13 protein-coding genes are annotated in these 18,391 nt (G+C 65.7%); 7 read left to right on the top strand and 6 right to left on the bottom strand.

The features are described from left to right. Positions 1–218: 218 nt before the first annotated feature. Entirely contained in the window at positions 219–1,634 is a 1,416-nt protein-coding gene (locus tag Q0071_RS16120; RefSeq protein WP_298171701.1) for a methyl-accepting chemotaxis protein, read from the top strand. A 5-nt stretch (positions 1,635–1,639) separates the two neighbouring features. Here Q0071_RS16120 and Q0071_RS16115 read toward each other — a convergent pair whose 3' ends face one another. The 3 genes from Q0071_RS16115 to Q0071_RS16105 form a co-directional block, all read right to left on the bottom strand. Further along, complete coding sequence (locus tag Q0071_RS16115; RefSeq protein WP_298171697.1) at positions 1,640–2,653, bottom strand: NAD(P)-dependent alcohol dehydrogenase; 1,014 nt, start codon at positions 2,651–2,653, stop codon at positions 1,640–1,642. Then, the gene (locus Q0071_RS16110) at positions 2,650–4,398 is read right to left on the bottom strand and encodes a D-aminoacylase (protein WP_298171694.1); all 1,749 of its coding nucleotides are present in this window, start codon (positions 4,396–4,398) and stop codon (positions 2,650–2,652) included. Before Q0071_RS16110 ends, Q0071_RS16115 begins: the two co-directional genes overlap by 4 nt. A 112-nt stretch (positions 4,399–4,510) precedes the next feature. Then, positions 4,511–5,329, bottom strand: a complete 819-nt coding sequence (locus Q0071_RS16105; RefSeq protein ID WP_298171691.1) for an alpha/beta hydrolase — start codon at positions 5,327–5,329, stop codon at positions 4,511–4,513. Positions 5,330–5,487: 158 nt separating this feature from the next. Here Q0071_RS16105 and Q0071_RS16100 point away from each other — a divergent pair, with 158 nt between their 5' ends. Then, positions 5,488–8,193 (top strand): EAL domain-containing protein, encoded by a 2,706-nt coding sequence (locus tag Q0071_RS16100; RefSeq protein WP_298171688.1) that lies wholly within the window; start codon positions 5,488–5,490, stop codon positions 8,191–8,193. Between the two features lie 9 nt (positions 8,194–8,202). On the opposite strand, the gene Q0071_RS16095 is transcribed toward Q0071_RS16100, so the two are convergent. Then, positions 8,203–8,970, bottom strand: a complete 768-nt coding sequence (locus tag Q0071_RS16095) for a DUF4197 domain-containing protein (protein ID WP_298171684.1) — start codon at positions 8,968–8,970, stop codon at positions 8,203–8,205. Between the two features lie 122 nt (positions 8,971–9,092). On the opposite strand from Q0071_RS16095, the gene Q0071_RS16090 reads away from it, so the two are divergent. Further along, positions 9,093–10,100, top strand: coding sequence for an NADP-dependent oxidoreductase (locus Q0071_RS16090; protein ID WP_298171681.1), 1,008 nt, complete (start codon positions 9,093–9,095; stop codon positions 10,098–10,100). 15 nt (positions 10,101–10,115) lie between these two features. On the opposite strand, the gene Q0071_RS16085 is transcribed toward Q0071_RS16090, so the two are convergent. Then, positions 10,116–11,537, bottom strand: a complete 1,422-nt coding sequence (locus Q0071_RS16085; protein ID WP_298171678.1) for a M20/M25/M40 family metallo-hydrolase — start codon at positions 11,535–11,537, stop codon at positions 10,116–10,118. Between the two features lie 226 nt (positions 11,538–11,763). Between Q0071_RS16085 and Q0071_RS16080 the strand changes: the two genes are divergently transcribed. Together Q0071_RS16080 and Q0071_RS16075 are read left to right on the top strand one after the other, a co-directional pair. Then, entirely contained in the window at positions 11,764–14,166 is a 2,403-nt protein-coding gene (locus Q0071_RS16080) for a TonB-dependent receptor (RefSeq protein ID WP_298171675.1), read from the top strand. A 14-nt stretch (positions 14,167–14,180) separates the two neighbouring features. After that, on the top strand, positions 14,181–15,236 hold the full coding sequence (locus Q0071_RS16075) for a hypothetical protein (protein WP_298171672.1): 1,056 nt from the start codon (positions 14,181–14,183) through the stop codon (positions 15,234–15,236). A gap of 6 nt (positions 15,237–15,242) precedes the next feature. Here the strand turns inward: Q0071_RS16075 and Q0071_RS16070 are convergent, their stop codons facing one another. Continuing rightward, positions 15,243–15,770, bottom strand: coding sequence for a hypothetical protein (locus tag Q0071_RS16070; RefSeq protein ID WP_298171669.1), 528 nt, complete (start codon positions 15,768–15,770; stop codon positions 15,243–15,245). A 112-nt stretch (positions 15,771–15,882) separates the two neighbouring features. Here Q0071_RS16070 and Q0071_RS16065 point away from each other — a divergent pair, with 112 nt between their 5' ends. Beyond that, the gene (locus Q0071_RS16065) at positions 15,883–17,763 is read left to right on the top strand and encodes an FAD/NAD(P)-binding protein (RefSeq protein WP_298171666.1); all 1,881 of its coding nucleotides are present in this window, start codon (positions 15,883–15,885) and stop codon (positions 17,761–17,763) included. 4 nt (positions 17,764–17,767) lie between these two features. Then, positions 17,768–18,388 carry a glutathione S-transferase family protein gene (locus tag Q0071_RS16060; RefSeq protein ID WP_298171663.1) on the top strand — a complete coding sequence of 207 codons (621 nt, stop codon included), beginning with the start codon at positions 17,768–17,770 and terminating at the stop codon, positions 18,386–18,388. Positions 18,389–18,391: the final 3 nt, after the last annotated feature.

The raw sequence follows: 18,391 nt of genomic DNA, 5'->3' as shown, positions 1-18,391 counted from the left end.
CGGCACCGACTCTGATCACGCGAACCTTCCCGAAAGGGCAGGCTTGGCCGATGGAAGTAACTCTTAATCGATAACGTCGCTGAATCTCGCGGGCAATTCGCCGGTCACCGACTGGCTGCTTCCATGGCCCGCTAGGCATTGGCGCGTAGCTGCTATTTTGGCGTTTCGAAGTGTTGCCAGTTTATCCGAACCGGACACAAACCGGATGGATAACGACGATGGACAACCGCGACATCGCAAAAAAGCTGGCCTTCTTCTCTATCGGCCCGGACGACACGGTCCGTCTTCCAGGAGTGGGGAAAGCCGTCGCCAGCGCGGGACCAGCTGCGCTTGACAAGCTTTACGACCGGATCGCCGCCACGCCCGAAACGGCCGGCTTCTTTGTTTCGAAAGCTGCCATGGGATCGGCCAAGGCCAAGCAGATCGCCCATTGGCAGGCCCTCTTCGCGGGCGGTGCGACGGCCGATTATTTCCAGCGCGCCGAACGGGTCGGCAAAGTCCACGCGCGCATCGGCCTTTCCCCGCAGTGGTACATCGGGGCCTATGCCAGCGTGCTCGAACCCATCATTGGCGCGATGGTCGGCCCGCTCTCGCGCGGCAGGGCAAAGCGGATCGCCACACTTATCAAGATGGCGCTGCTCGACATGGAAATCGCAGTCGAGACTTACTTTGCGGTGGAGGAGGAGCGCCGGCGCGCGGTTATCGATGCCCTTGGCGCGGCACTCCAGCGCATGACCGATGGCAACTTCAGCACGCCGCTCGAAGCGCTGCCGCCCGAATTCGCTGCGATCCAAAATGATTTCGAGACGATGCGCGCGCAGGTCGGCACCGCGCTCGGCGATGTCGCGCAGACTTCCCGCGCGGTCGACGTCGGCGCGCAGGAGATCCGGCAGGCGTCGGACGACCTCGCCCGGCGCACCGAGCAGCAGGCCGCCAGCCTCGAGGAAGCCTCTGCCGCGATGACCGCGCTGGCCGCCAGTGTCGGCAGTACGGCGGGCGATGCCGCGCATCTCCACGATTCCGTGCAGGCCGCGCATGGCGACGCGCAGGCTGGCGGCGGCGTGGTCGACGAAGCGGTCCAGGCGATGACCGACATCTCCGTTTCCGCGCAAGAGATCGGCAAGATCATCAGCGTGATCGATGGCATCGCCTTTCAGACCAATCTTCTCGCGCTCAACGCCGGGGTCGAGGCGGCGCGCGCCGGGGATGCCGGGCGCGGGTTCGCGGTCGTGGCCAACGAGGTCCGCGCGCTCGCTCAGCGCTCTGCCGAAGCTGCGCTCGATATCAAGACGCTGATTGGGCAGAGTTCGGTGCAAGTGGAACGCGGCGTCGCGCTTGTCGGCCAGACCGGCGATTCCTTCGCGAGGATCGTGCGCAAGGTCGGCGAAATCGCGCAGCTTGCCAGCAACATCGCCTCAGCCGCCAGCGCACAGGCCACCAACATCGGCCACGTCCGCGAGACCGTGCGCGAGCTTGACGTCATGACGCAGCAGAACGCAGCGATGGTCGAGGAAGCGACCGCCGCCTCGCGCAATCTGGCGGGCGAGGCGGATCGCATGGCCGCGCTCGTCGGCCGTTTTGCGCTAGCGGATGCCGGTCAGGTCGGCGCGGCGGAGCTTCGCCGCGCCGCCTGAGCCCGTCAGATATCGACGACGATCTTGCCGAAGTGGGTGTTGCTCGCCTGATGGCGGAAGGCATCGCCAAGGCTCGCCAGCGGGAAATGGCTGTCGATCACCGGGCGGATACCGTTCGCTTCCACCCCGGCGATCATGTCGAGCTGCATTGCCCGGCTGCCCACGGTCAGCCCCTGCACGCGCAGGTTCTTGGCCATCAGCAGCGCGGTCTGCACCGGCCCGGCAAAGCCTGCCAGCACGCCGATCAGCGCGACATGGCCGCCCACGCGAGTCGCCATCATCGATTGGTCGAGCGTGCCAGCGCCGCCGATCTCGACCACGCAATCCACACCCGCGCCGCCGGTCAGTTCCAGCGCCTTGAGGCCCCAGGCGGGCACCTCCTTGTAGTTGATCAGCTCGTCCGCCCCCAGCGCGCGCATCCGCTCCAGCTTGGCGTCCGACGAACTGGTCGCGATGACCCGCGCCCCCGCCGCCTTGGCGAACTGCAGCGCGAAGATCGAAACGCCGCCGCTGCCTTGCACCAGCACGGTCGAACCCGGTTTCACCGCGCCATCGAAAAACAGCGCGCGCCACGCGGTCAGGCCCGCGCAGGTCAGCGTTGCCGCTTCGGCGGCGGAATAGCCCTTGGGCACGCGAGTAAACCAGCCCTGCGGCGCGACGATTTCCTCGCGCGCATAGCCGTCGATGCCGTCGCCGGGCACCGTGGTGAAGGCGGTGGCTGGCGGAGTGCCGTCATCCCAGTTGGTGAAGAAGGTCGAGACGACAAGATCGCCCGGCGCATAAGCCGTGACGCCATCGCCCACCGCCACAACTTCGCCCGCGCCGTCCGACATCGGAATGCGCCCGGCGGGAGCTGGCAGCATGCCTGTCACCACCGCGAAGTCATGGAAGTTGAGCGAGGAGGCGCGCAGGCGCACGCGGATTTCGCCCGGACCGGGATCGCCGCAATCGGGCACCTGATCGAGGTAGAGGCTGTCGAGCGTCGCCGGGGCGCCGATACGGATCGTTGCATTGCTCATTCTGCGGCCTCCAGCATTTCGGCTTGTTGCGGCCCGCGCACGAGCACACCCGGCACCGCACCCGTCCAGGTGCCCTGCTCGAAGGTCACCTCGCCCGATTTGATCGTGTAGAGATAGCCGTCCGCCTTCTGCAGCAGCCGCTTGCCGCCTGCCGGCAGGTCGAACGCCAGCCAAGGCTTGCCCAGCTTCAGCGCCTCCATGTCGATCACGTTGATATCTGCGAGCGCGCCGGGCGCGATCACGCCGCGATCGTTCATGCCATAGAGCCGCGCCGTATCGTGGCACTGGCGCTTCACCGCCTGCTCAAGGCTGAGCCGCCCACCGCGTTTGCGATCCCGCACCCAGTGCTGGAGCATGAAGGTGGGCGAAGCCGCATCGCAGATCGTGCCGCAATGCGCGCCGCCGTCCGAAAGCGAGTTCACACAATCATCGCGCGACTGGAGTTCCTCAAGGAAATCAAGGTTTCCGTCAGCGTAGTTGAGGATCGGCAGATAGATAAACCCGGTGCCGCCATCCGCCAGCATCAGGTCATAGGCATAGCTTTCCGGCGTCACACCAGCCGCCGCCGCCCGCGCCGCGATGCTCGCGTCCGCCTGCGGCTCGTAGTCGAAGCCTTCGTCCATCTCGTACTGGTTCGCCCAGCCTTCGCCGATCACGCGGTAGAGGTGGACGATGTCGCTTTCGGGATAGACGTTGCTTTCCGAAAGGATGATCTTCTTGAAGACCGGATCGGCAAGGTGGGTGAGCTGGTCTTCCCACGGCATCGCCGCAAGCGCGGCCCAGGTCGGGCGGAACATGAAGGGATGCACCGTCCCGCGCCAGTTCATCACGATGCCGTTGCCGCGCAGCGCGATCTGCGCGACGATGTTTGCGCCCGCCGCGTTCTGGCGGGTCATTTCCTCGATCTGTTCGGAAAGCGGCAGTTCCTTGGCGATCGACTGCAGCGCGGCGAAGGTGACGGGGAGGCCCGTCTCGCGGCTCATCGCGCCCATCCAGCCGAACTCGTCCCATTCGCGCTTCATGTCGCTCGCCATCTCGAACACGCCGTGGCCCACGCGGCCCATGGCGCGGCCGATGCGGATCAGCTCCTCGGCGGTGGCGGTCGTGCCCGGCACCACTTCGCCGTCGATCGACTTGTGGATCACCGTGCGGCTGGTCGAGAAGCCGAGCGCGCCCGCGCGCACGCCTTCTTCGACAATTTTGGCCATGGCTTCGATGTCTTCGTCGGTCGGAATCGCACCCGGCTTTTCGCGGTCGCCCAGCACATAAGCGCGCACCGCGCCGTGCGGGACATGCGTTGCCACGTCCACACTGCGCGGCAACCGCTCCAGCGCATCGAGGTATTCGGGGAAGCTCTCCCAGTCCCACTTGAGCCCTTCGGCCAGCGCGGTGCCGGGGATATCCTCCACGCCTTCCATCAGCCCGATCAGCCATTCATGCCGGTCCGTTGCGGCGGGCGCAAAGCCCACGCCGCAGTTGCCCATGACCACCGTGGTCACGCCATGCCACGAGCTCGGCGCCATTTCCTGATCCCAGGTCGCCTGCCCGTCATAATGCGTGTGAATGTCGACCCAGCCCGGCGCAACGACCTTGCCGCCCGCGTCGATCTCGCGCTTCGCGGTGCCGGAGACCTTGCCCACGGCGGCGATCAGGCCGCCCTGCACGGCCACATCGCCGGTAAAGCGCGGACGGCCGGTGCCATCAACGATGGTTCCTCCCCGGATGATGAGGTCATAGGTCGGCATCAGCAGGCTCCTCTATCCCCGCGCAGCCGACTCATCGCGGAGGGCCGTCGCGTTTAACTGGCCGATTAAGTCAGAGGATCGTGCCGGGGTCAACGCCCGCGGCTATTCGCGGTTACGCGTCGAGAAACCCGGTCAGCTTTTTGATGAAAGCATCGGGGCGGGCCAGCATGAACAGGTGCCCGCCGCCCTCGCTCAACTCCAGCTTGCTGCCGGGGATCGCGTTGTGGAGGAAATGCAGGTTGGCGGGCGGGATGAGCTGGTCGTCTTCATCGCCCATGACCATGACCGGCATGCTCAGCAGCGGCAGGAACGGCGCGCTGCTCCAGCCCGCATAGGCCGCCAGCTGGCAGCTCCAGCCCAGCGGTGAGGGCGCCGTTGCGGCATTGAGCGAGACCCGGTCCGCTCCCCCGCCGTTGTAGAACATCGCAAGGTTGCGGCGCAGTGCCTTCTCGACAGAATATTCCATCGGATCAAGCATCTGGCTAAGCATGGAGGCATTGCCGGGGATCATCGTGCCCCCCGCCGAGGTTGCCGCAAGCACCAGCTTGCCGGTGCGCGCGCGGTGCTGGAAAGCAAACTGCTGCACCACCGCGCCGCCCCAACTGATGCCGAGCAGATCGACCGAATCGATCCGCAGCCGGTCGAGCAGCGCGGCGAGTGTCAGCGCCATGTGCGGGATCGTGTAGGGGAAGATCGGATCGGGCGACTGGCCGATTCCCGGCATGTCGAAGCTGATGATGCGGCGATCGGGCAGGCGGCTCGCAATCGGCTCGAGCATTTCCATGTTCATGCCGATGCCGCTCAGGATCACGAGCGGGCGCGGCGCGGCGCGCGCGGTCTTGCTCTGGGCTGCGGGCTGGACATGCCATTGCCCCACCCGCAGACGCCGCCCGGCGACGCCGATCATCGTAAAGCTGGCAGTCGTGGCCACGCGAATTCCTTGGTAATCAGGTAAATCAAAGCGTTGCCTGCGCCCTAGCACCGCACGGTGACGAGCAAAAGCAAACCTAAGGAATTCTGCGGAAAAAAGGTCCGATCTGGGTGGGTGCTTAACGGTTTCTCAAAGCAGTTAAGCGCAATTGACGGATGATGAGCCAATCGCCCGAGGACAACGCCGCATCGCAGGCCGAACCGACGCGCGCCGCGCGCGATTTCGCGCGTACGCAGCGTCGCCGCGAGCGCGTGCCGACCGCGGCCGTCAGCCGGGCCGATGTGGCCGGGGCGGCATTCCTGTTCGGCACCGGGCCTGGCCGCGGCCTGATCGCGCGTGAATGGCCGCACATGGCGCTGCCGATGGTGCTCGGCGTCTTGGGTCTTGCCCTCGCCAACTTCTCGATCCGCCCGATCATCGCGCCGCTGCTCGCGCTGCTGGCCTCTGCGCTGCTGTTCGTCGCGCGCTTCACCTCGAACTACGAGGAAAGCCGCGATCACTCGACCGCCGTGCGAATGGCGCTGATGGGGGCCTCGATTGGCATTCCGCTGTTCATTTATGGTTATGCCATCGGCATGTGGGCGGGCAGCGGCGTGGTTCCCTGGGTGCAGGCACTGGCGCTGCTGGTCACCATCTCGCTCCTGGCCACGGTGACCGAATCGGGCCGCCTTGCCGGCATGCTTACCGCCCAGGTCGCGATGTGGTCCGGCGTTACCTGGGTCTCCCATTTCGGGGCCGGCATCCTGTCGCTGCTCATTGGCGGCGTGATCGCGGTGGCCGCTTACCTGCGCCAGCGCGAGATCGATCTCAAGGTCCGCCTCGCGGTGGAAGAAGGCGTCCGCATCCAGACCCGCGCCGAGGAGATCCTCGCCGATTATGAGGAGACGGGGCAGGGCTGGTTCTGGGAAACCGACCGCCGCGGCCTTATCACCTACATATCGCGGCCGGTTGCGGACGTGCTCGGCCGCAAGGTCGATGATTTCATCGGCCGCCCCTTTGCGGAGCTGTTCAACCTTTCCGAGAAATCGGGCGAGGGTGAACGCACGTTGGCCTTCCATCTCTCGGCGCGGTCCAGCTTCTCCGAACTGGCGGTGCGCGCTGCGGTCTATGACGAGGAACGCTGGTGGTCGGTCACCGGACGTCCGACGTACGACGCCTTCAACAACTTCCAGGGCTTCCGCGGCTCGGGCACCGATCTCACCGAAAAGCGCCGCTCGCAGGAACATGCTTCGCGCCTCGCGCATTTCGATTCGCTCACCGGCCTCTCGAACCGATTCCAGATGTCGCAGACGCTGGAGAAGATCCTCACCGCGCCCAATGAGCAGAACCGCGCTTGCGCGGTGTTCCTTCTCGATCTCGACCGGTTCAAGCAGGTCAACGATACGCTCGGCCACCCCGCCGGCGATGCGCTGCTCAAGCAGGTCGCGCAGCGCCTTGAGCGCGTCATCGGCACCGTCGGCCGCGTCGGGCGCCTGGGCGGCGACGAGTTCCAGGTCATCCTTGCCGGCAAGATCGCGCGCGAACAGCTCGCCCATCTGGCAGAACGCATCATCGAACAGATCAGCCAGGCCTATTCGATCGATGGCAGCCGCGTGATGATCGGCGGCTCCGTCGGCATCGCGCTCGCGCCCGATGACGGCTTGACCAGCGAGGCGCTGATCCGCAACGCGGACCTTGCGCTCTATGCCGCCAAGGATGGTGGGCGCGGGCGTTTCCACTTCTACGCTGCCGATCTCCACAGCGATGCGGAAGAACGCCGCCAGCTGGAAGAAGACCTGCGCGATGCGATCACGCAAGGCGATCTTGAGCTCTATTATCAGCCCGTCGTGCAGACCGCGACCGAGCGGATCACCGGCTTCGAAGCGCTGCTGCGCTGGAATCACCCGCAGCACGGCTTCATTTCGCCAGCCAAGTTCGTGCCGATCGCGGAAGATGCCGGCCTCATCGTCTCGATCGGCGAATGGGCGCTGCGCACCGCCTGCCAGGATCTCGCCAAGTGGCCTTCGGACGTGCGCGTCGCGGTCAACGTATCGCCGCTGCAGTTTGCCAATCCGGCGCTGCCCTCGATGGTCACGAGCGCGCTGGCTTCGGCTGGGGTCGAGCCCGACCGGCTCGAACTCGAGATCACCGAAAGCGTCTTCCTCGGCGATGATACCGGGACCGAGGCCATGTTCCGCTCGCTCAAGGGTATCGGCGTCCGCCTCGCGCTCGATGATTTCGGCACCGGCTATTCCTCGCTCGGCTATCTGAAGCGCGCGCCGTTCGACAAGATCAAGATCGACCAGTCCTTCGTGCGCGGCGCGACGCAGGCCGGCAGCCGCAATGGCGCGATCATCGCCTCGATCGTCAGCCTTGCCGAAGCGCTCGGCATGGAAACGACCGCCGAGGGCGTCGAGACCCTCGACGAGCTCGATCTCGTGCGCATGCTCGGCTGCAGCCATGTGCAGGGCTATATCTACGAACGCCCGCTCTCCGCGCCTGCCACGCTGACCCGCCTTGCCACAGGCCTCATGGCCATCGCGCGCGGCCCCCGCTCGGCCCGCGCCGCGCGCCAGGCCATGCTCCGCCGCGTGGTGCTCGATCACGCCGGGCATCGCTACAACGGCACCGTGCGCAACATGTCGCTCACCGGCGCGCTGATCGAGGGGCTGTGGAACGTACCGGCCGGCACGATCTTCCGCATCCAGCTTTCAGACGGCCACATTGTCACTGCCACCTGCCGCTGGGCGAGCGACGACCGCATGGGTGTCGAATTCTCGCAGCCCCTTCGCCTCGACGAGGACGGCCGCATTGCTGCCGTGGCGATCAAGTCCACCTTGGCACCGCTGCCCGATCCCCTCGCGAACCAGCGCAAGGTTGGGTGAAGCCAGACTTCAACCGCGTCCGAAGATCTTCGCGATCAGCTTGCTGCCGGTCCCCAGCGGATTGCGCCGGATCTCGCGCTCCTGCTCGCCAAGGTAGAGGAACACCCCGTCGATCGCCTTCTGGGTGACATAGCCGGTCAGGTCCCGCGCGCCGAACTGGCCCGCGATCAGGCTGTTCTTCGCACTGAACCGGTCGAGCGCCTGAAACGCCTTCACGCCCGACAGGGACTTTGCAACCACCGGCGTCATCGTCTGCTGCAGGTCCGGCCCCATCGTGCGGCGGAAGTAATCGGTGGCAGAGGTATCGCCGCCGGTCACGATCCCCAGCGCGTCTGTCACCGTCATCCGCGAGATCGCACTCTTCAGTAGCGGCAGCGCCTTGCCCACCGCGCCTTCCGCTGCAGCGTTGAGCTTGCCCGAAAGTCCATCGGTCACGCCCGCACGGTCGAGCGCCCCGAGCAGCCCGTTGAGGCGGCCCAGCGGACCCGGCAAGCCGATACGCACGCGCGGATCATCGGCAAACCCGCCCGGCCGGCCCAGCTGCGCAACCACCCGCTCCGCTGCCTTGCCCAGCGCCAGCTTGAGCCCGCCCGAAGCCTCGCTGCTGGTCACCCCAGGCGGCGGCGCGGTGTTGGCCGCAGTGCTCGCCGGCGCGGACGGGCCGAGAATGCGCCCCAGCAAGGCACCCGCATCCTGCGCCGATTGTGCCGCTGCGGTTCCCGCCATCAGCGCCGCGATGGCCGCCCCCAGCCAGACTGTCCTCGTGCGCATGATCATGGTTTCCTCCTTCAGCCGCGCCCCCAGTCTGCGCCGCCGGGGCGAGCTAGTCAAAATGGCAATGGCGATGCCAGCGCCCGCCACCTAGCCAGAAGCTTCGTCCACCCGCCACGGAGTTTCCCATGCCGCACACCAACCGCCGCGTCTTCATCCGGCAGTACCGCGAGGGGATGCCGCTGCTCGAAGATTTCGGCATCGAGGATGTCGAGATCGCGAACGTCCCCGCAGGCCACGCGGTGGTGAAGGTCGATACGCTTTCGATGGACGCATGGATCCGCACCACGCTCACTCCGGGCAGCTTCCACGAGACCGCGCCGCTCGGCTCGACTGTCCGCGCGCTCGGCGTCGGGCAGGTCGTGGAAAGCGCCGATCCATCGCTCGCTGCGGGGGACTGGGTCTATGGCATGCTCGCCGCGCAGACCCGTGCGCTGGTGCCCGCTGCCGCGCTCACCAAGCTCGATCTTTCAAACAGCCTAAAGCCCGCGGACTATGTCGGCCCGCTCGGCCTCACCACCGGCCTCACCGCCTGGGTCGGCCTCATTGCGGTGGCGGAGGTCAAGGCGGGCGACACGGTCCTCGTGTCCGGCGCTGCGGGCGCGGTCGGCTCGATGGTGGTGATGCTCGCCAAGGCGCGCGGGGGCCGGGTGATCGGCATCGCCGGCGGGCCTGACAAGTGCCGCTTCCTCACCGAAAGGCTCGGCGCCGATGTCGCCATCGACTACAAGAATGCCGACCTCGCTGCCGAAGTGGCAGCGGCAGCCCCCGGCGGAATCGACGTGTTCTTCGACAATGTCGGCGGCGAAATCCTCGATGTCGCGCTGGCAAACCTTGCGCCCGCCGATGCGCGCATCGCGATCTGTGGGGCGATCTCGCAGTATTCGGACCTCGGCAACGTGCGCGGACCCAGGAACTACCTCAAGCTTGCCGAGCGCAACGCGGCAATGAAGGGCTTCGTCGTCACCCACCATGCCGCCCGCTTCGCCGAGGCGAAGGCGGAAATCGCCGCGCTGATGCAGGAGGGCAAGATCGACCTGCCCGAGCACGTCGTGGAAGGCATCGATCACTTCGCCGAGGCGCTGTTGCTGCTGTTTGCCGGCGGTCACACCGGCAACTTGCTGGTGCGGCCCTAGCGCGTGGGCCGCGGCTCATTCCTGCGCGGCATAGACCTTGACGAGATCGTGCAGGAAATCGCGCGCGATATAGGCTGATGCCACCGAGTGCCGCTCGTTGAGGCCGTGGAGGCCGTTGCCATCGGGATCGCCGAGCGGTCCGGGCACACCATAAGTCGGAATGCCGAGCGGCCCGAGGTAGGTCGCATCCGTCGCGCCGGTCATCATCGCGGGCACCAGCGGCACGCCCGGATAGTAGCGCGCGACCAGCTTTTCGGCAGGCCCGACGATCTTCGCATCCAGCGCTGGCGGCACCGCCACGGGCCGGATGCGGCCGGACGCGTTGATCAGGATATTCGGGTTGCCAATGGCCTTGCTCAGCGCCTCGCGGGTCGTTTCCGTGTCCTCTCCGGGCACGATGCGGCAATTGATCGTGGCCCTGGCGCGCTGCGGCAGAGCGTTGGAGGCGTGGCCACCTTCAATCAGGGTGGCCACGCAGGTCGTGCGCAGCATCGAATTGAGCGTGCGGTCGGTCGAAACCGCCGCTTCGGCCACATGATCGGCCGGATCAGCGGCGAGGCGGGCCATCGCGGCCCCCAGCGCATCGCCGCGTGCAGCGCCGACTTTGGCGAAATAAGTTCGCGTCGTATCGTTGAAATGCACCGGAAACTTGAGCGCGCGCACCCGCTGGAGCGCATCGGCCAGATCGTAGATGGCGTTGTCATCCACCGGGGTCGAGCTGTGGCCACCGGGATTGAGCGCTTCGAGTTCGAAGTTGCGATAGGCCTTCTCGCCGATCTGCATCGCCTGATTGAGCACCTTGCCGTGCCCGTCCGTCGTGCCGCCACCGCCTTCGTTGAGCGCAAACGCGGCAGAGAGCAGTTCGGGGCGGTACGTGGCCAGCCACTGCACACCGTTCATCCGCGCACCCGATTCCTCGCCGCAGGTGAGCGCCAGCTTGATCGTGCGCTTCGGCTTGAAGCCTTCGGCGCGAAAGCGCAGCAGCGTGTCGATCCAGATCGCATCAAGCACTTTCATGTCGGATGTACCGCGGCCGTAGAAGTAGCCGTCCTCCTCGATGAATTTGAACGGATCGCGCTGCCAGTCGATGCGCCGCGCGTTGACCACATCGATATGGCCGAGCAGCAGCATCGGCTTCGCCTTGGCAGACTTGCCCGGCACGGTGACAACCAGCCCGCCATCGAGCGGAAAGTCCCCGTCGCGGAACAGCGTGATCTGATCCTCTGCAAACCCGGCCGCCCGAAACCGATCGGCAATCTTCTGCGCAAGCAGCGTGCAACTGCCCGTCGCCACCGAGGTGTCGGTTTCTACCAGTTCGCGGTAAAGATCGCGGAAGGCTTGCTGTCCCGCACTCGGCGGCGCGGTTGGGGCGGGCGCGGCGGCATAGGAAGGTGCGGAAACCAGAGCGAGTGCCAACGCGGCGCCCAGAACGGTCATGCTTCTCACGAAAGTCGTCTCCAGTTGCAAAATAAGTTTTAATGCTTAATCCCACCATAACGGACCAAAGTCCACGCGCATTGATCTGGAACAACCGGCAGAGGCTTGGAAAATGCCCCTGCTCCTGCCGCGCAAACGGTCTGTGATCGTTGCGCAATTGCCCTGTAATCGCACCGTCATCACGGCTAGTTAATTCCGTAGGGGCCCGGCAAGGGGGAATGCGGCGATGATGGACAGGCGGATCTTGGCTGGCGGTGTTTCGCTGCTGGCGCTCGCTTCGGCAGTAACGGTGCGGGCACAAGGTGTTAACGGCCTGCCGCCGGAGGCTGCGGCCTTGCCCGCCGCGCCCGGCGAGATCGTCGTCACCGCGCAGAAACGCAGCGAAAAACTGCAGGACGTCCCGCTTTCGATCGTCGCGCTCACCACCGAAGCGCTGGCCGAACGAAACGTGCGCAATTTCAACGATTACGCCAAGTTCCTGCCCAGCCTCTCCTACACGAGCTATGGCCCGGGGCAGGCGGAGGTCTATTTCCGCGGCCTTTCCAACGGCAACCGGCTCTCCACCGGCTCACTCCCCACCGTCGGCGTCTATCTCGATGAGCAGCCCGTCACCACGATCGGCTCAACCATCGACGTCCATATTTACGACATCGCGCGGGTCGAGGCGCTGTCAGGTCCGCAAGGCACGCTGTTCGGCGCGAGCAGCGAGGCGGGCACCTTGCGCATCATCACCAACAAGCCCGATACCAAGGCCTTCTCGGGCTCGGTCGATCTCACCGCCAACACCGTCGCGCACGGCAAGTCGGGCGGAATCGCCGAAAGCTATCTCAACATCCCGCTCTCCAGCCGCGCTGCGCTGCGTGTCGTCGGCTTCTACCAATACGATGGCGGCTACATCGACAACGTCCGCGCCCCCGGCGGCGTCACCTATCCCACCTCGGGCGTGGTGCGCGACAACAAGGCGCTCGTTGGCCGGGACCAGAATTCGATCGAGGCCTATGGCGGGCGCGCCGCGCTCAAGGTCGATCTCGACGACAACTGGACGGCCACAGCCAGTGTCATGGGCCAGCGGCAGACCTCGAACGGAAACTTCGCGTTCAAGCCCTCGGTTGGCGATCTCAAGACCACCCGGTTCTTTCCCGAGGCACAGAAGGACGAATGGTATCAGGCCAGCCTCGCCATCGAAGGCAAGCTTGGCTCCTTTGACCTCACCTATGCGGGCGCATATTTCGAACGGAAGGCGGCCTATACCTCCGACTATTCGGATTACGCCTATCTCTACGATAGCTACTATGCCAGCACGCCCGATTATTTCGGCAACAATTTCAAGAACAACGCCGGGAACCTGATCAATCCCGCGCAGATCGTCAGCCAGGACGAGCGCTTCACCAAACAGAGCCACGAACTGCGCATCGCCTCGCCCTCGAGCGACCGGCTGCGGATCGTGGCGGGCCTGTTCTACCAGCGCCAGACCAACAACTGGCGCAATCTCTATACCGTGCCGGGTCTTGCCGATGCGCAGTCTGTCACCGGCCTGCCGGGAGTGAACTACGCCAACATCCAGTTCCGCACGGACCGCGACTACGCCGCCTTTGCGGAGGCCGCGTTCGATATCGTGCCCTCGCTCACGCTCACCGGCGGCCTGCGCGCCTACAAGTACGACAACAACGTGATCGGCTTCTTCGGTTTCAATGGCACCCGCAGCGCGGTCGGCGAAGCGCTGTGCTTTCCCGGCACCATTGGTTCGTACGGAACCCAGCGCCCCTGCGACAACATCGACGCCAAGGCCACCGGCTCGGGCGTGCGCCACAAGCTGAACCTCAGCTGGAAGGCCGCGCCCGGAAAGCTGCTCTACGCCACCTGGTCCACCGGCTTTCGCCCCGGCGGCATCAACCGGCGCCCCACCGCACCGGCCTATGCGGTCGAGCAGCTCACCAATTACGAGATCGGCTGGAAGACGAGCTGGCTCGGCGGCAAAGTGCTGTTCAACGGTGCGCTGTTCCTTGAAAAGCTCAATCAGGCGCAGTTTGCCGTCACCAGCGATCAGAACGGCATTACCGATATCGTCAATGCCGGCCGCGCGCGGTCGAAGGGTGTCGAGGCCGATCTGACCGTCCGCCCCGCACAAGGGCTCTCGTTCCAGGTTTCGGGCACTTATGCCGATGCGGTGATCACCACGGACCTCTGCAAATACACCAATGCCGCGTTCGATTGCACGATCCCCAGCGCATCGGGCAATCCCAATGCGCTGCGCGCGCCGGCGGGAACGCGTTTTGCCGGCAGTCCGCGCTTCAAGCTTTCCGGCCTGATGCGCTACGAGTTTACCCTCGGAAGGTTCGACTATTTCCTGCAGGCCGCCGCGTTCCACCAGTCCAGCGTCTCCTCCTCGCTCGACGTCGACGAGGCGCGCCTGATCGGCCTCCAGCCCGGCTACAGCACGGTCGACCTTTCCGCCGGCATCAGCCGCGACACCTGGTCCGCCTCGCTCACCGTGGAGAACCTGGGTGACAAGCGCGCGCAGCAGAGCCGCACGGCCACTTGCGCGATTTCGATTTGTGGGCGGGGCTCGGTGGTGGTCTACCCGCTGCGCCCCCGCTTCGTGAGCTTTCGCGTCGGGCGGCGCTTCTGATGGGAGACTTGGGTATGATCCGTTCGCTGATGGCGCTTGCGCTGCTGTTCGTTCCTACGCTTGTGCGCGCGGAAGCGCCTGCAGATGGCCAGCGCCTCATCCTCGTCACGATGGACGGCACGCGCTGGCAGGACGTCTTTCGCGGGCCGGACAAAGCGCTGGTGGCGGAGCCGAAGTTCACCCATCCCGATTGGAAGGAAACGGTCGAGAAGGCGTGGGGGACCGGGCCTGCGGTCATGCCTTTCGTCCACAGCTTGCCCGCGCAGGGCGGCGTGCTGCATGGCAACCGCGATGCGGGCCAGTGCATGCGCGTCACCAACCCGATGTGGTTCTCCTACCCCGGCTACAACGAACTGCTCACCGGCCGCCCTGATCCCGCGATCACCACCAACGACAAGAACTGGAACCGGAACGTCACCTTCCTCGAATGGCTGAACCGCCGACCCGGCTTCGCGGGCAAGGTGCGCATGTACGGCACGTGGGACGTATTCCCCTACATCATCAACGACAAGCGCAGCGGCGTGCCGGTCAACGGGGAAAGCCCCGGCGCGCATCCCACCGAAACCCGCACGATGCGCGATGCGCAGGCGGCTCTGCGCTCCGCGGCTGATATGCGCGTGCTCTATGTCGCGCTCGGCGATACCGACGAGTTCGCGCACGAGGGCGATTATGCGCAGTATCTCGCCTCAATGAACCGCGACGATGATTTCATCGCCGAGCTCTGGCGCATGGCGCAGGCAGACCCAGCGTGGCGCGGGCGCACCACGCTGATCGTCACCACCGACCACGGGCGCGGCGCCAAGCCCGGCGCGGCCTGGACCGAACACGGCAGCGCCGCCGCGTGGAAGCTTGCTCCGGCTGACTACACGATTGCCGATCCGGAAGGCTTCCCCGGCTCGGACGCGATCTGGCTCGCCGCCGTCGGTCCTGGCGTCCACGCCGCGGCGCCCGGCAGCGCGTGCCTCACCCAGAGCCAGATCGCCGCCAGCGCGCTCTCCGCGCTGGGCGAAGACTGGAAGGCCTTCGACGCCGGGGCAGGGGCTCCGCTGCCATTCTTCGCGGGGCGCTGAAGCCGGTTACTTCCGCCGCACCCACTTGAGGTCATAATCCGTCGTCCACGTCTTGCCGCCATCTTCAGTGCCGATGGCCAGTTCGCGGACGGTGCCATCCGGCATCGCATAAAGCGTCCAGTGGCGCAGCCGCACCTTTCCCCCCGGCAGGGGCTTCTCGGTCACGTAGCGCATCTCGCCCGGCTTCACGAGGTTGCCGCGAAACACCGTGGCCGCCCCGTCATCGGTCGCCCAGGTATAGCCCCACGAACCCAGCAGCCGCGAATAGTTGAACAGGCCGATCCCGTTGCCGGTGGGGTGGCCGTCGGTCTTCTTCCAGTGCTCCTCGATCGCGCAATCGTTGAGGATCAGGCTCATCGTCACTTCGTCGGTCTTCTTCTCGCCGGTATAGACGTCCCAGCTGCCCAGCGTGAAATCCTGCTCGCGGAACTTGGGGTCGTTGCGGCAGGTATCCGCCGGAGATGCAGGCGCCTGGGCTGCAGCGGGGGCGGCGAGAAGCAGGGCGAGGGCGGTGGCAAGCAGCGGACGGTGCATCGGCGGTCTCCTGTGGGGTCTGCTGCGATGAGGCCGCAAATTGGGCGATTGCGCAAGGCCGCGTTGCGATTACAAACCATGGCCTGACGCGTGACGAAACGGGGGCGATGCAATGGGCGAATGGTCTGACAAGGAATTGGGGCTCCATCTGCCGATTGCGCGGCGCGATTTCATCGGCGGCGTTGCGGCGGGCGCGGCTTTGGCTGCTGCGCCCAAGGTCATGGCGCAGGCGGCAGCATCCGCTTCCAGCACGGCGGACTATCCCCCTGCGCTCACAGGCCTGCGCGGCCAGTATCCCGGTTCGTTCGAAGCCGCCCACATGGCGCGCGATGGTGATTTCAGCGGGTCCCTCGCGGCGGACGATAGCGGCGAGCATTATGATCTCGTCATCGTCGGCGGCGGCATCTCGGGCCTCGCGGCGGCCTGGTTCTACCGGCAGGCGCTGGGCGACGACCGCAAGATCCTCATCCTCGACAACCACGACGATTTCGGCGGCCACGCCAAGCGCAACGAGTTCACCTACGAAGGCCGCAAGATCCTTGCCTACGGCGGCACGATGAGCATTGAATCGCCGTTCCCCTATAGCTTCACCTCGAAGAAGCTCATGGCGGACCTCGGCGTCGATCTCACCAGCTACCACCGCTATGAAACCAAGGCCTACGATGGCCTCGGCTCGGCCACCTTCTTCGACAAGGAGCACTTCCTTGCCGACAAGCTCGTCACCGGTACGGGCCAAAAGCCCTGGCCGCAGTTCTTCGCCGAAGCCCCGCTGACGGGCGCGGTGCGCGCAGACCTCAGCCGGATCTACACCGAAAAGGTCAACTACCTGCCGAACCTGACGCCCGATGCGCGCGCCGAATACCTGCGCCACATCAGCTATCAGGATTACCTCCTCAAGCACGCGAAGATGCTGCCCGAAAGCTTGCCGTTCTTCCTCGGCCACTATTTCCGCAACAACAAGCGCGTCGATACGCTCCCCGCGTGGGAAGCCGCGCTTGGCGGCCGCATGCCGGGCTTTGCGGGCATGGACCTGCCCGAGCAGATCACTGCCGAAGCGCAGCATTTCCACTGGCCCGATGGCAACGCCACCGTCGCGCGGCTACTCGTCAGCCGGCTCATTCCCGGCGCATTCCCGTCAGACAAGCTCGATCAGGAAAGCGTCGTCCTCGCCCCTGCGCGCTACGCCGCGCTCGATAATCCGGCCAACCCCACGCGCATTCGCCTCTCCAGCATGGTCATCCGCGCCGAACATATCGGCAAGCCCGCGCGCCAGACTGAAAAGGCCGTGCGCGTCATCTATGTGAAGGATGGCAAGCGCGTCTCCGTCACCGGCGCGAACGTCATCATGGCCTGCTTTAACATGGTGATCCCGTTCATCGTGCCCGATCTGCCGCAGGCGCAGAAGGAAGCGCTGCACTACGCATCCAAGGTGCCGATGCAGTACACCAACGTGCTGGTGAAGAACTGGCGCCCCTGGGCCAAGCTCGGCGTCAAGTCGATCGGCGCGCCCAACGGCTACCATATCGGCGCCTCGCTCGACACGCCGATGAACATCGGCGGCTATGCCAGCGCGCTCACGCCGGATGAGCCGGTCGTGATCCACATGGTCCGCAATCCCAATCAGCCCGGCCTGCCGCGCAAGGAGCAGAACCGCCTCGGCCGCGCCGCGATGCTGGCCGAGGAATACCCCACCATCGAGCGCGAGATCCGCAGCCAGCTCCAGCGCATGCTCGGCGGCGCTGGCTTCAACGCCGCGCGCGATATCGCCGCGATCACGGTCAACCGCTGGCCCCACGGCTATGCCTATACCTATGATACGCTGGGCGATCCCGATGTGCCCGATGAACTGCGCCCCCACGTGATCGGCCGCCAGACTTTCGGCCGCATCGCCATCGCCAATGCGGACGCGGCGGGCAGCGCCTTCACCAACACCGCGATCGACATGGGCGAACGCGCCGTGCAGGAATGCCTCATCAGCCGCGGCCTGATCTAGGGCCATGATCGAACTCTACCACTGCAAAGACGCGCGCTCCTTCCGCGCGCTCTGGGCGCTCGAAGAGCTGGGTCTGCCCTACAAGCTCCACACCATGCCGTTCCCGCCGCGCGTCCGCGTACCCGAATATCTGGAGCAGAACCCGCTCGGCACGATCCCGCTGCTGGTCGACGGCGAAACGCGGATGACCGAATCCAGCGCGATTCCGCAGTATCTCGCCACGCGCTACGGACCGACGCCGCTGGCAGTATCGCCCGAGGAAGCGGACTACGGCCTCTGGCTCGACTGGATGCACCGCAGCGAGGCGACGCTCACGTTCCCGCAGACCATCGTCCTGCGCTACACGCGCTTCGAACCCGACGAGAGGAAGCTGAAACAGGCGGCGGACGACTACACCCAGTGGTTCTTCTCGCGGCTCAAGCACCTCACCCGCGCGCTGGAGGACGGCCGGGAGTGGCTCTGCGCCGGGCGCTTCACGATGGCGGACATCTGCACGGCCTACGCCCTCCTCCTCGCGAGGGACTTGGGGCTCGATTACAAGTTCAGCCCGGAAATTGCCGCCTACTGGGATCGCGCCAGCACCCGGCCCGCCTTCCTTGCGGCCAAGGCGGCGCAACAAGCCTGAATC

This window comes from Novosphingobium sp., from assembly GCF_027486195.1.
Lineage (GTDB): Bacteria > Pseudomonadota > Alphaproteobacteria > Sphingomonadales > Sphingomonadaceae > Novosphingobium.
The sequence above is the reverse complement of the archived record's forward strand: the minus strand, read 5'-3'. Positions and strand labels throughout refer to the sequence as shown.